The 12,839-nt window shown below is 66.6% G+C and carries 12 protein-coding genes; 6 read left to right on the top strand and 6 right to left on the bottom strand.

Annotation, left to right across the window (positions count from 1 at the left end; all coding sequences use genetic code 11):
• Positions 1–11: 11 nt before the first annotated feature.
• The 3 genes from panB to ABC728_RS19225 form a co-directional block, all read right to left on the bottom strand.
• Entirely contained in the window at positions 12–836 is an 825-nt protein-coding gene (gene panB, locus ABC728_RS19235) for a 3-methyl-2-oxobutanoate hydroxymethyltransferase (protein WP_416618450.1), read from the bottom strand.
• Positions 837–986: 150 nt separating this feature from the next.
• Complete coding sequence (locus ABC728_RS19230) at positions 987–1,898, bottom strand: RNA polymerase factor sigma-32 (protein ID WP_416618449.1); 912 nt, start codon at positions 1,896–1,898, stop codon at positions 987–989.
• Positions 1,899–2,095: 197 nt separating this feature from the next.
• Positions 2,096–4,222 (bottom strand): protein-disulfide reductase DsbD family protein, encoded by a 2,127-nt coding sequence (locus ABC728_RS19225; protein WP_416618448.1) that lies wholly within the window; start codon positions 4,220–4,222, stop codon positions 2,096–2,098.
• 304 nt (positions 4,223–4,526) lie between these two features.
• Here ABC728_RS19225 and trxB point away from each other — a divergent pair, with 304 nt between their 5' ends.
• Entirely contained in the window at positions 4,527–5,480 is a 954-nt protein-coding gene (gene trxB / locus ABC728_RS19220; protein ID WP_416618447.1) for a thioredoxin-disulfide reductase, read from the top strand.
• A gap of 301 nt (positions 5,481–5,781) precedes the next feature.
• Entirely contained in the window at positions 5,782–6,693 is a 912-nt protein-coding gene (locus ABC728_RS19215) for a LysR family transcriptional regulator (RefSeq protein ID WP_416618446.1), read from the top strand.
• A 321-nt stretch (positions 6,694–7,014) separates the two neighbouring features.
• On the opposite strand, the gene ABC728_RS19210 is transcribed toward ABC728_RS19215, so the two are convergent.
• A complete protein-coding gene (locus ABC728_RS19210; RefSeq protein WP_416618445.1) occupies positions 7,015–8,016 on the bottom strand; it encodes an MBL fold metallo-hydrolase in 1,002 nt (333 codons plus the stop codon).
• Between the two features lie 201 nt (positions 8,017–8,217).
• Here ABC728_RS19210 and ABC728_RS19205 point away from each other — a divergent pair, with 201 nt between their 5' ends.
• Positions 8,218–8,454, top strand: coding sequence for a hypothetical protein (locus tag ABC728_RS19205; RefSeq protein WP_416618444.1), 237 nt, complete (start codon positions 8,218–8,220; stop codon positions 8,452–8,454).
• Positions 8,455–8,468: 14 nt separating this feature from the next.
• On the opposite strand, the gene ABC728_RS19200 is transcribed toward ABC728_RS19205, so the two are convergent.
• The gene (locus tag ABC728_RS19200; RefSeq protein WP_416618443.1) at positions 8,469–9,044 is read right to left on the bottom strand and encodes a hypothetical protein; all 576 of its coding nucleotides are present in this window, start codon (positions 9,042–9,044) and stop codon (positions 8,469–8,471) included.
• On the bottom strand, positions 9,041–9,646 hold the full coding sequence (locus tag ABC728_RS19195) for a hypothetical protein (protein ID WP_416618442.1): 606 nt from the start codon (positions 9,644–9,646) through the stop codon (positions 9,041–9,043). Before ABC728_RS19195 ends, ABC728_RS19200 begins: the two co-directional genes overlap by 4 nt.
• 263 nt (positions 9,647–9,909) lie before the next feature.
• On the opposite strand from ABC728_RS19195, the gene ABC728_RS19190 reads away from it, so the two are divergent.
• The 3 genes from ABC728_RS19190 to ABC728_RS19180 all read left to right on the top strand — a co-directional run bounded on the left by ABC728_RS19190 (position 9,910) and on the right by ABC728_RS19180 (position 12,823).
• Positions 9,910–10,332 (top strand): VOC family protein, encoded by a 423-nt coding sequence (locus ABC728_RS19190; protein WP_416618441.1) that lies wholly within the window; start codon positions 9,910–9,912, stop codon positions 10,330–10,332.
• Positions 10,333–10,353: 21 nt separating this feature from the next.
• On the top strand, positions 10,354–11,073 hold the full coding sequence (gene pdeM / locus ABC728_RS19185) for a ligase-associated DNA damage response endonuclease PdeM (RefSeq protein ID WP_416618440.1): 720 nt from the start codon (positions 10,354–10,356) through the stop codon (positions 11,071–11,073).
• A 271-nt stretch (positions 11,074–11,344) separates the two neighbouring features.
• On the top strand, positions 11,345–12,823 hold the full coding sequence (locus ABC728_RS19180; RefSeq protein ID WP_416618439.1) for a cryptochrome/photolyase family protein: 1,479 nt from the start codon (positions 11,345–11,347) through the stop codon (positions 12,821–12,823).
• Positions 12,824–12,839: the final 16 nt, after the last annotated feature.

The raw sequence follows: 12,839 nt of genomic DNA, 5'->3' as shown, positions 1-12,839 counted from the left end.
AGGGGGACGGATCAGCCCTTTTTCACACCGAACAGATGGGCGGGGCCCGGAAAGGCGCGCGACCGCACCTCTGCCGCATATTCGGCGGCGGCACTGGATATCTGATCCCCCAGCTCGGCATAGCGTTTCACGAATTTGGGCGTAAAGCCGCCGAACAGGCCCAGCATGTCGTCGGACACCAGGACCTGACCGTCACAGGCAGGGCTGGCGCCGATGCCGATGGTGATGGCCGGCACATTCTCCGTGATGGTGCGGGCCAGCGGCTCCACCACCCCTTCCACGACGACGGAGAAGGCACCTGCCTCCGCCACGGCGCGGGCATCTCCCAGAATCTTCTGCTGTTCGGCGTCAGACCGGCCGCGGGCCCGGTAACCGCCCAGCGCGTTGACGGCCTGCGGCGTCAGGCCGACATGCCCCATGACGGGAATGCCGCGCCGGACCAGGAAATCGACGGTTTCCGCCATCTCTTCCCCGCCTTCCAGCTTCACGGCCTGCGCACCCGTTTCCGCCAGCACGCGGGCGGCGTTGCGGAAGGCCTGCTGAGGGCTTTCCTGATAGCTGGCCCAGGGCAGGTCGACGATGACACAGGCCCTGGACGATCCGCGCACCACGGCGGCACCATGATTGATCATCATGTCCAGGGTGACGGGCAGTGTACTGTCCAGCCCGTAAAGCACCATGCCCAGACTGTCGCCGACCAGCAGGCAATCACAGTGCGGGTCCAGCAGGCGGGCCATGGAAACGCTGTAGGCAGTCAGGATGACGACGGGTTCCTGCCCCTTGCGGGCCGCGATGTCGGGCACGCTGACGCGCTTCACCTGGGCGCTGGCACTCATGGCCGTATCCTCCAGTCGTGATTATTTGTGCGTTGCGGCAAGCCCTACATCACTTCGGGGAACAGGTAAAGCACGGCGGGCCGGCCACAAGGGCCGGCCCGTCAAAGGCTGGGGAGAAGAAAAAGGGGCAAGGGCGGGACAAAGGGCGCCTCAAGCCATGGCCATCGCCGCCGTGCGCCGGCCCAGCGCCATCGGCGGGGGCATGGGGGCGACCGTGTCCACCTGGGCCCGCACGCGCCGCACGACCTTCTTATAGGCGCCGCTTTCGATCTGGCGGATGCGCTCCTTGCTGACACCATACTGGCGGGCCAGTGTCTCCAGCGTCACGGGCTGGTCGGCCAGATTGCGCGCGGCGAAGATGTGCCGCTCCCGGTCGCCCAGTTGCGTCAGCGCGTCCGTCATCAGCGCGCGCCGGGCATTCAGCTCACCCTGCTCGGCCAGCCGCTCCTCGACACTGTCCTGGTCATCGGCCAGCAGGTCGATGGCCTCATGGTCACCCTCTTCGCCCACCTGCACGTTCAGCGAACTGACGGGGGTGGCGAAGCGGTGCTCCATCTCCCGCACCTCCTCGATGCTGGCGCTGAGCTTCTCGGCCACCTGTGCGGCTTCCTCATCGCTCATGATCCGGTCATGGATGCCCAGTTTGCGCTGGGTCTGACGCAGATTGAAGAACAGGCGCTTCAAGGTGGCGGTGTTGCCGCCCTTCAGCAGCGACCAGTTATGCAGCACGAAGGACTGCACCTCCGCCCGGATCCACCAAAGGGCATAGGTGGCCAGACGGAAGCCGCGGGTCGGGTCGAAACGCTGCACGGCCTTGATCAACCCGATATTGGCTTCCGACACGAGATCGGCCACGGGCAGGCCGGAGCGGGCATATTTGGCGGCGACCTTCACGGCAAGGCGCATATGGCTGTGGACAAGCTGATCGAAGGCGCGGCGGTCCTGGCGTTCCGTCCAGTCGCGCGCCAGCCTGTCCTCCTGCTCGGGCCGCAGCATGGGATAGCGGTTGGCCTGGGCCGTGAAGCTCCGCAGCAATTCGGGACTTTCGGTGTAACTGGCCATAATCTGTCCTCCCGGATGTCGCACGGGGCACCGGTGCGCCGGCCGCGCCATCCTTCTTAGAATAATTCTAAGATAAGGCGCGGACCATGGGGCCGCAAGCCCGCCAGGGGTCATATCCTCAAGGACATATCGGCCCGGCGCTGCCGGCATCGCTCCAGGGGGGAACAACGCTGAGTGGTGATAGGTTCCGTGGCAAATCAGGCGGGCGGCAGGGGAGCGAGCGCGTCCAGCACAATACCCTCGGTCAGGATCTGCGGCAGGATCACGGGCACCTGTTCGCCCGGCCGGTACAGCAAATAGAGCGGAACGCCGCTGCGGCCATGGCTTTCCAGCACTCGGGCGATGGTGGCATCGCGGTTGGTCCAGTCGCCCTTCAGATAGGTCACGCCCTTCTGGCCCAGCGCCTGGCGCACCCCTGCCGTCGACAATGATGTCCGCTCATTGACCAGACAGGTCACGCACCAGGCCGCCGTGAAATTCACGAAGACCGGCTTGCCCTGGGCCAGCAGGGCGGCCTGGCGGTCCGGAGTCCAGGGCTCGAACCCGGCGGCGGCCGCATCGGCGGTGGCGGTGGGGCCCTGCCCGCCCGCCGCCGTGGGGGCAGCCGTGGTCGCCCCGGCGATGGCGCCGCCCAGGGCCAGCACGGCCAGCACGGTGCCGAACGCACGCATAGCCCCGCCGGACAGCCGCGTCTGGCCATAGACCCAGGCGGCGAACGCGATGGCCACCATGCCGGCCAGCACCGTAGCCAGGGCCGCCGGCCCGGCCTGGATCGACAGGACCCAGAGCAGCCAGGCGGCCGAAGCATAGAGCGGAAAGGCCAAGGCCTGCTTGACCCGATCCATCCAGATGCCCGGCCGGGGCAGGCGCCTCAGCAATGCCGGAGAGAAGGACAACGCCAGGAAAGGCAGTGCCATGCCCAGGCCCAGGGCCAGGAACACCGACAGGGCCACGGGCCAGGGCTGGGTGATGGCGAAACCCAACGCTGTGCCCATGAAGGGTGCCGTGCAGGGTGTGGCAACCACCGTGGCCAGAACGCCGGTGAAGAAGCTGCCCGCCAGCCCGTCACGCCCGGCAAGCCCCTGGCCGACCCCCATGATGGAGCCGCCCAGCGTGAAGACGCCCGACAGCGACAGTCCCAGCAGCAGCATGACATAGGCCAGCACGGCCACGACCAGCGGGTCCTGAAGCTGGAAGCCCCAGCCGATGGCCGCCCCGCCGGCACGCAGCGCGATCAGCGCCCCGGCGACAATGCCGAAGCAGACCAGCACGCCCGCCGTATAGGCGAGCCCGTGCCGCCGCGCCTCCCCCGGCCCATGGCGCATCAGGGCCAGCGCCTTCATGGACAGCACGGGGAACACGCAGGGCATCAGGTTGAGGATGGCACCGCCGGCCAGGGCCAGCAGCAGCGCCGACAACAGGCCGGTCTGCAATCCGGCCGGCGGCGGGGACAGTGCCGCCGCGGGCGGTCCCACGGCCGCCTCCACCGCCAGGGCATGGCGCAGGCTCTGGCCGTCCAGTTGCTCGGTGAAGGTCAGCACGCCCGTGACGGGCCCGGCCGGCAACGCGCCCGCCGGTTCCAGCGTCAGGGTCAGCCCCGCCGCATCCAGGGTGATGGGCTGTGTCGCGTTGGAGGCGGCCACCGTATATTCATGCGGAAAGAAGAACACATCCGTGACACGGCCGCGATCCAGACCAGGGGCGGCCAGGGCCAGCCGATGGGTCTTGTCGCCCGGCGACAGGGTGGCTTCATACGGGCTCGGCACCGGCAGGGCGGCGCGCGCCGCCGCGAACAGCGCCGCCGCGTCGGGGTCCACCGGGGCCGTTTCGGCCAGCACGGGAACGGCGATGGACAGTGCGGCCGATTCGGGGATGCAGATATCCTCGCAGACCAGCCAGTCCACCTGGGCGTCCAGCCTGACCGTCTGGCCGGCCGGCGCATCGGCGGGCACGGTCAGCGGCACCAGCAGATGCACCGTGTCCTTGTAGCCGAAATTGACCAGCGGCCCGATGGGAAACCGCTCGGGCGCCGGCCAGGTAATGGCGTCCGCCTTCCAGCCTTCCGGCAGGGTCCAGGCGATTTCCGTCGGGATGCCGCTATCGCCGGGATTGACCCAATAGGTGTGCCAATGGGGACGGATATTCTGGGTCAGGGCGGCCCAGACGGTCTGGCCCGGCGCCACGCCCGTGGTTTCCAGGGTGATGAAGGTTTCCACATTGTCCGTGGCGGCAATGTTGCTGCGCACGCCTGCCGCGGCCGCGGCAACGGACAGGCCGGCAGCCAGAAACAGGGCGCACAACACGGACAGGCCGTATTTCTTCATCACCAGGAACCATGCAAGAGCGGCGGATCGCCTCCCTATGTAGTGTGCCGGGCGCCCCGGGGCCAGCCCCGGTGTGCCGTCCGGCGGGGATTTCGGGGTATTTCGCCCGGCACGTCCCATGCCGCAAGGCACCAGCCCGCCTGCCCGACCGTCGGAAAGCGGGGCACAAGACCGATTGCCCCCGCCGGGGCACGGCTGTAGGGTCGCAACCCCGCCCCGACCGGCATGCCCCTTGCCGGACCCGCAGGGTCGCCCCCATTTGCCAGGCAACCCCAACAGCATTAAGCCCTTCGAAGGAAGCATCATGGCCACCCACCGTTCCAAGGTCCTGATCATCGGCGCCGGCCCGGCCGGCTATACCGCCGCCATCTATGCCGCCCGCGCCAGCCTGGAGCCGGTGCTGGTCCAGGGCATGACGCCCGGCGGCCAGTTGACCATCACCAAGGATGTGGAGAATTACCCCGGCTTCGCCGACCCGGTGGAGGGCCCGCACCTGATGGAACAGATGCGCGCCCAGGCGGAACGCTATGGCACGAAGATGTTCTTCGACATCATCAGCGACGTCGATTTCACGCAGCGCCCCTTCGTCTGCAAGGCTGACAGCGGGGATGAATTCGTGGCCGACACCGTGATCATCGCCACGGGCGCACAGGCCCGCTGGCTGGGCATCCCCGGCGAGCAGCATTACCAGGGGGCCGGCGTCTCCGCCTGCGCCACCTGCGACGGGTTCTTCTTCCGCGGCAAGGAAGTGGCCGTGATCGGTGGCGGCAATACCGCGCTGGAAGAAGCGCTGTACCTGACCCACCATGCCTCCAAGGTTACCCTGATCCATCGCCGCGACAGCTTCCGCGGCGAGCGTATCCTGCAGGAGCGTGTGGCCAGCAATCCCAAGATCGAAATCGTCTGGGACAGCGTGGTGGAGGAGATACTGGGCCAGGGCGGCTCCAGTTTCACCGACCCCAAGCTGGTCACGGGCGTGCGTCTGCGCAACGTCAAGACGGACGGCGTCACCGAACTGTCGCTTGACGGCGTCTTCGTCGCCATCGGCCATGATCCGGCCACCAGCGTCTTCAAGGGCAAGGTGCGTATGGACGATGAAGGCTATATCGTCACCGACCCGGACAGCACCCGCACCAACGTTCCCGGTGTCTTCGCGGCCGGCGACGTGAAGGACAAGGTATTCCGCCAGGCGGTCACGGCCGCCGGCATGGGGTGCATGGCGGCGCTGGAAGTGGAACGTTTCCTCGCCGGCCATTGATTCGACAACCGGCACGGGAAATCACGGTTAACGCACCCGACAGGCAGGTCAAAACATACCTCCGCCTGTCGGGATGATACCACCTAAGGGCAGGATGCCGGGGACTTTCGGCGCCGAACTGTTGCAAGAACAATACGATAGCTTGCGGTCGATCGACAAATTGATGACAAGCCCTAGCATTGGCGGCGGGGGCTGTATATCATCCATGCGTCGGGCGCATTCCCGTGTTCGACCAACAGGACAGGGCGCCAGGGACGTCATCCGGCGTTCGGCAGTTGCGCCACTATCTAGGGACGGGTCCATGGACTGGGACAAGCTTCGCGTCTTTCACGCTGTGGCAGAGGCGGGCAGCTTCACGCATGCGGGGGAAACCCTGAACCTCAGCCAGTCGGCGGTCAGCCGGCAGATCAGCGCGCTGGAGGAAAGCCTCCATGTGCCGCTGTTCCATCGCCATGCACGCGGGCTGATCCTGACGGAACAGGGCGAGTTGCTTTATCGCACCGCGCGGGAAGTGTTCGCCAAGCTCTCGATGACGGAGGCGATGCTCTCCGAATCGAAGGAACATCCGAAGGGCCCGCTGAAGGTCACGACCACCATCGCACTGGGCTCCACCTGGCTGACACCGCGGGTGAAGGACTTCCTGTCGCTCTATCCGGATGTGCAGCTCACGCTGCTGCTGGATGATAATGAGCTGGACCTGTCGATGCGGGAGGCGGATATCGCCATCCGCCTGTCGGCCCCGCGTCAGCCGGACCTGATCCAGCGCCACCTGATGACGGTGCGTGTCCATCTCTATGCCCACAAATCCTACATCGAAAAGCGCGGCGTGCCGCAATCGGTGGCGGAATTGGACCAGCATGACCTGATCGCCTACCCCAACGAGGCGCGGGCGCCGGTCACCAACATCAACTGGGCCCTGCATGTCGGCGACCCGCCGGGCGGGGAGCGTCGCACCGCCCTGCGCGTCAACAGCCTCTATGCCATGTTCCGCGCCGTGCAGTCCGGCCTGGGTATCGCATCCCTGCCCGACTATGTGGTGGACGGACAGCCGGATATCGTTCGCGTTCTGCCGGAAGTCAGCGGCCCGCGCATCGATGCCTATTTCGTTTACGCGGAAGAATTGCGCCATTCCAAGCGCATTGCCGTCTTCCGTGATTTCCTGGTCAAGAAGGTGGCTGAGACGTTCCCGTCAAGCCATGCATCAAACGCATAACTCGGGCTTGGCTTCACCCCTGGTATAATCGGCCAAGATGCATAAATCTTAGGCCATCGCTGCTGCGACGCAGCGGCGATGTTTCACCCCGATTTACCCGGTCGGGGTTGGGTCTTTGACCCAGCGTCTCCCAGACGTGAAGCCTCCCTGTTCAACTCGGCCGGAAGCCCATGGCTTTCCGGCCGTTTTTTTGTCTGGATATCATTGCCCAACCAGCAGGCACCCCGCTGCCCGTCCGATAGGCACACCCTTGCTGGCCATCGCCCCGCCCCGGACCAGGGAGCCGGGACAGGGCGAATCAGGCATGGGCAGAAGAGAGGGTTACGGCCCCGGCTTTGCCACCGGTGCATATTCCAACGGAACCCATCCATATCCCGTTCCCTCGGCGCGCACATGGCCGATGCCGGGGAACGGCAGATGGGCACCGGCAACCCAGATCCGCTTGCCCGCTGTCCATTCCAGCAGGCGCTTGCGCGTGGCCACGGCCCGGTTGCTGTCGATATCGAACTCGATCGCAACCTCCGGACGGGCGAACTGCACGGCGTGGCTATGGATGATGTCACCCCAGACCAGCAGGCTTTCGTCACCCACGGTCAGCAGGAAGCCGCTATGCCCCGGCGTGTGGCCGCCCGCCTCAACGGCACGGATACCGGCCAGCAATTCCTCATCGGCCGCGAAACTCTTGAAACGCCCAGCCGCCTGATAGGGGGCGACGGCATCCCGTGCCATCTTGAAGAAGGGCTGCGCATCGGCCGGCGCCTTGGCCGCCACTTCCGCGCTCAGCCAGAAATCGATATCGGCCTGGGAGGCGCGAACCGTGGCGTTGGGAAAGGCCGCCTTGCCATCGCGCGACAGCAGCCCCCCGGCATGGTCGGGATGCAGATGGGTCAGCAGCACGGTGTCGATGCGGGAGGGCTCATACCCGGCCGCCCGGATATTGGCGACCAGCCCGCCGGCGTCCGGCCCCAGCAGTCCGGCGGCACCGCTATCCACCAGCACCAGGCGGTCACCGGTATTGACCAGATAGGCGTTCACTGCCGTCTGGACCCCCTCGGCCGATGACAGGAACCGGGCGGCCAGCAGGCTTTCCAGATCATCGGCGGTGATGTTCTTCAACAGGCTGGTGGACAGGCGCAGATTGCCGTCATAGATGGCCGTGACCTCCATCGTGCCCAGCTTGAACCGGTGAAAGCCGGGGGCCTGCGTCCATTGCCGGGCAACGGCATCGGCCGCAAGTGCGGCGGGCACCGCCGGCACCAGCAGGGCGGTCGAAGCCAGGGCCGCCAGGACAAGCCCGAGGAGGGGGGACGATCGATGCGGCATGTTGCTTCCTTTGCGTGTCGGGATGGATGATCCGATGATTGTGCCGGCTGTCCCCCTGTGGCGACGGTAGCCCGCACGAGCGCTGCTGTGGCAGTCGCCGCCGCACCAGCTTGAGATGAGTTCTACTCATCTCAAGCTATTAGTATAAGACTATCCGCCTGTACAGTTCCGGCGGCCGCGGTGCGGGTATAGGATGGGCCCATGGCAATATCCGGCATCAGCAATGGCAGCACCGGCAGCTATACAGCGCCGGCCCCGCCGACGCCCCAAGGGGCGCCGGGCAAGCAGTCTGCCGATCCCGCGCCGGCCCCGCCACCACCGGCCCCAGCCCCCGCATCGCGGCTGCCCGACAGAAACCTGCCCCCGGTCCCACCGGTCACAATGGACCCTGTGCAGCCCGTGCAGCTTCGCGGCTACCTGCTGGATATCCGCGTCTGACAGCATCACGCCCGTCAGGCGCTCTGCCTTTGCTTGTCAGGGTTATTGGCGCCCAGCGCGGGCGGATCGGAAAGATCACCCTCATGCGGCTTCACATCGACGATGCTGAAGCCGTTCTCCTCTGAAAAGCGGGTCAGGACCTTGCGCCGGGCCCGCGCCTGATCGGAAGCGAAGAAGAAGAGATAGCGCCCTTCATCCCACAGGCGGGTGATGACCGCCGGCTCCAGCGGAGAGGCCACCGACGGGCTGCGCCGCACACAGATGATCCACCCGGTTTCCGACAGGCCGCGCCGTTCATCCATAACCAGCACACGGCGATCCTCGGCTTCCAGTTGCTCGATCATGCGCTGGAGCTGTTCCAGCCGGCCGTTCAGGGCATCGGCTTCATTGTCATCCTGACCGGCCGTCAGGCGCTGGTTCAGGCTTTCCCGCGCCAGCGAGCGCAGACGCTGGCTCAGCGCCTGCTGGCGGCGGCGCAGTTCCAGTATGGCTTTCTTGGCTTCGCGGACCGTGTGATTGGCCTTGATGACCGTCGGCTTCAGGGACAGGAAGACGATCATGGCGCCCAGGGCAACAGTGAAAAGGCTCATGCGGGCACCGCCCCTTCCGCCTCTTCGCTTTCGACCGGGTCCTTGGGGGCGGCAGCCCCGGTCAGGGGTTGTGCATAGACGGCCTTGAAGCCCGAAGCCTTCGGGTAGACCCGTTCGAATTCGGCCCGCGCCTCTTCCGGGCCGCGGGCCCAGACATGCACGGGACAGGGCTGTGCCCAACTGCTGTCATAGAAGGGGTGGCGTTCCCCCCGCTTGACCTGGTGGGAAACCGACGTGTTGATGACCAGGAATTCGTAAGGCTTGTTGGGGAACTGCTCCGCCCCGATCATGCGCACGAAACGATGGGGAGCGTTTTCCAGTTCCCGGATGCGGGCCTTCAACTGTTTTTCCTGCCGCTGGGCACCAAACAGGTGGGAAGCCGCCCCGGCGGCGGTGTTCTTCCGCGCTTCCACCCGGTTCGACAGGCCCGTGACGATGCGGGAATATCGTGCCAGCCGATCGCGCAATCCCGTCTCGTCGGATTGCGCCCGGATGATCTTGGCGATCAGATAGGCACCCATGGCAACCACAAGATTGACCCCGACCGCCGCGACGAACGTGACGACAGCAAACTGGATCAGTGCGATGATATTATTCAGCACCAGATGCCTCGGGGAAATCACAGAACAATATTGTATAGAAAATTTCATTTCTTTGAAAGGGGCAATGGACGGCGCGGGAACCCGCGGTCACAAGGCGTCAGCTTTGGCCGCGGATCAATATAGTTCACCAGCGCTTGTATGCTTGACCATACAGGCCGCATAGGGATTGCGGTCGCGCTGCGCTCCGGGGCCGATCGCGCTTGCCCTTTGCCCGCCACTATGGACCAATAGGCACCTCCCCCCTCCCCGCATGGAAGGCCCCCATGGAACAACGCATCACCCTGGTTACCCTGCGTGTTGCCGACGTGGCCCGGTCGCGCGGCTTCTATGAAGGATTGGGCTGGACGCCAGCCGCCGGCAGTCAGGCCGGCTTCGCCTATTTCCAGATGGGGGGCATGGGGCTGGGCCTGCTGACCGCCGCCGATTACGAGAAGGAGATCGCGGGCGATGCCGGCAAGGTCGCGCCCGGTCCGGCGATGCTGGCCCACAATGTCCATGACAAGGCAGAGGTGGACCGCCTGGTCTCCTTTGCGCTGACCCAGGGCGCCCGTCTGGTGCGGCCGCCCACGGACCAGCATTGGGGCGGCTATTCCGGCATCTTCGCCGACCCGGACGGGCATTACTGGGAAATCGCCTGGAACCCGCATTGGCCACTGGCCGATGACGGCACCGTCACCCTGGTCTGAGGTGGGGGATTGAGCCCTGCCATGGAAATCCCCCTGAACGGGGCCCTATTGCAGGCCGACCCGGCCGGCGCCCTGTTCTGGCCGACGCGCGGCTGGCTCCTGGTCGCCGACCTGCATCTGGAGAAGGGATCGGCCTTTGCCCGGCACGGCCAGTTCCTGCCGCCCTATGACACCGCCGCCACCCTGACCCGGCTGGAGGCATTGTGCGCCCGATGGCGCCCCCTCCGCGTGGTCTGCCTGGGCGACAGCTTCCATGACCGCGATGCGGCTGCACGCATCTCCGCAGGTGACGGGCGACGCATCGCGGCATTGACGGCCGCCCATGACTGGATATGGATCGCCGGCAACCACGATCCCGCCCCGCCCGCCGGCTGGGGCGGATCGGTGGTGACGGCGGTCTTGCGCGAAGGCCCCCTGGTGCTGCGGCATGAGGCGGTGACCGACCCGGAACAGGCGGCGGGTGAAGTGTCGGGCCATTTCCATCCCAAGGCGGCGGCTGTCGTGCGCGGCCGGCGGATCAGTGCGCGCTGCTTCGCCGGCGACGGCCAACGGCTGATCCTGCCGGCCTTCGGCGCCTATACCGGGGGGCTCAATGTGCTGGACCCGGCGATGGCCGGCCTGTTCCGCCGCCCCTTCCATGCCTGGATGCTGGGCACGGGCCGGCTTTTCCCCCTGCCATCCACACGCCTGGCGCCCGACGGTGCCGCACGCCGGGACATGGCGGCGCGCCGGGTCCTGTAGGATCCCGACATCCGGAAATGGAACGCCCCCGGATGGCGGACCAACCGGGGGCGTTCAGGAACGGGCGGCCCTGGGGGGGAAGGGGGATACCCGCCGGGGAACGACGGGCACGGACCGCCACGGTCCATGATCGGCAGATAGTCCGCCCAGCGGATAATTCAAGCGGGTGTGCTGAAAAATATATCGGCATCCGGCGGTAAACCGGGTGATCCAGCCGGGCGGCGCGGGCGTAAGAGACAAGAACAGCCCGTTGCCAAGGCCCATCGCACGCATGACCGACGCCGCCCCCATCATCGTCTGGTTCCGCCAGGATCTGCGCCTGGCCGACAACCCGGCCCTGGCCCATGCCGCGGCCAGCGGCCGGCCCCTGTTGCCTGTGTATGTGCTGGACGATGTCACGCCCGGCACCTGGCGCCAGGGTGGGGCCGCACGCTGGTGGTTGCACCACAGCCTGCGACAGCTTTCCGCCGACCTGGAACGGCGGGGCAACCCGCTGCTGCTGCTGCGCGGGCCGGCCGACCATGTGATCAGCGACCTTGCCCGACAGGTGGGTGCGGCCGAAATCGTCTGGAACCGCTGTTACGAGCCTTTCGCCATTGAACGCGACAGCCGGCTGAAGGCCGCGTTGAAGGACCGTGCCAGGGTGGTGAGCTTCAAGGCCGGCCTGCTGAATGAACCGTGGGAGGTGCTGACGGGCGCCGGCACGCCCTACAAGGTCTTCACCCCTTATTGGCGGGCGGCTCTGTCCATCCTGGCGCCGTCCGATCCCCTGCCCACCCCCGACCGGCTGTGCCCCTTTGCCGGCCGGCCGGCCGGCGACAGGCTGGCGGATTGGGACTTGCTGCCCACCCGGCCCGACTGGGCCGGCGGGTTGCGCCACACCTGGGAGGATGGCGGGCGCGTCGGCGAGGCCGCGGCCGCCGCACGCCTTGCCATGTTCCTGGATGGTGGCGGGGCCGCCGGCTATGCCACCGGCCGCGACGTACCCGGGATCGACGGCACGTCGCGCCTGTCGCCGCACCTGCATTTCGGGGAAATATCCCCGCGTCAGGTCTGGCACGCTGCCCGCATCGCGGCGGCGGCGGACGATGGACTGGCACGCCAGATCGACAGCTTCCTGCGCGAAATCGGCTGGCGTGAATTCTGTCACGCGCTGCTGTACCATTTCCCGCACCTGCCCGACCGGCCCCTGAACCCCGCTTTCGAGGAATTCCCCTGGACCCGCGACGACACGGCGCTAACCGCCTGGCAGCACGGACGCACCGGTTATCCCATCGTGGATGCCGGCATGCGCCAGCTCTGGACCACGGGCTGGATGCACAACCGTGTCCGCATGATCGCGGGCTCGCTGCTGGTCAAGCATCTGCTGCTGCCGTGGCAGGCGGGGCAGGCCTGGTTCTGGGACACGCTGGTGGATGCCGATCTGGCCAACAACGCCGCGGGGTGGCAATGGATCGGCGGCTGCGGGGCCGATGCCGCCCCCTATTTCCGGGTATTCAACCCCATGCTTCAGGGGCAGAAATTCGATCCGGATGGACATTTTGTGCGCCGGTGGGTGCCCGAACTGAAACACATGCCCGACAAATATATCCATGCCCCGTGGACGGCACCGCCGATGGTGCTGCGCGGGGCCGGGGTGATCCTGGGACGCGATTATCCCGCCCCGATCATCGACCATGCCCTTGGCCGGCAGCGTGCGCTGGACGCCTTTGCCGCCCTGCGTGCCGACAGCCTGGCCGAGCCGGCCTGACGAAAGGATTTTTCCG

Source organism: Niveispirillum fermenti, assembly GCF_052474395.1.
The sequence above is the reverse complement of the archived record's forward strand: the minus strand, read 5'-3'. Positions and strand labels throughout refer to the sequence as shown.

Coding starts and splice junctions, on each gene's coding strand:
- panB (WP_416618450.1), bottom strand. CDS start 836: ATGAGTGCCAGCGCCCAGGTGAAGCGCGTCAGCGTGCCCGACATCGCG.
- ABC728_RS19230 (WP_416618449.1), bottom strand. CDS start 1,898: ATGGCCAGTTACACCGAAAGTCCCGAATTGCTGCGGAGCTTCACGGCC.
- ABC728_RS19225 (WP_416618448.1), bottom strand. CDS start 4,222: ATGAAGAAATACGGCCTGTCCGTGTTGTGCGCCCTGTTTCTGGCTGCC.
- trxB (WP_416618447.1), top strand. CDS start 4,527: ATGGCCACCCACCGTTCCAAGGTCCTGATCATCGGCGCCGGCCCGGCC.
- ABC728_RS19215 (WP_416618446.1), top strand. CDS start 5,782: ATGGACTGGGACAAGCTTCGCGTCTTTCACGCTGTGGCAGAGGCGGGC.
- ABC728_RS19210 (WP_416618445.1), bottom strand. CDS start 8,016: ATGCCGCATCGATCGTCCCCCCTCCTCGGGCTTGTCCTGGCGGCCCTG.
- ABC728_RS19205 (WP_416618444.1), top strand. CDS start 8,218: ATGGCAATATCCGGCATCAGCAATGGCAGCACCGGCAGCTATACAGCG.
- ABC728_RS19200 (WP_416618443.1), bottom strand. CDS start 9,044: ATGAGCCTTTTCACTGTTGCCCTGGGCGCCATGATCGTCTTCCTGTCC.
- ABC728_RS19190 (WP_416618441.1), top strand. CDS start 9,910: ATGGAACAACGCATCACCCTGGTTACCCTGCGTGTTGCCGACGTGGCC.
- pdeM (WP_416618440.1), top strand. CDS start 10,354: ATGGAAATCCCCCTGAACGGGGCCCTATTGCAGGCCGACCCGGCCGGC.
- ABC728_RS19180 (WP_416618439.1), top strand. CDS start 11,345: ATGACCGACGCCGCCCCCATCATCGTCTGGTTCCGCCAGGATCTGCGC.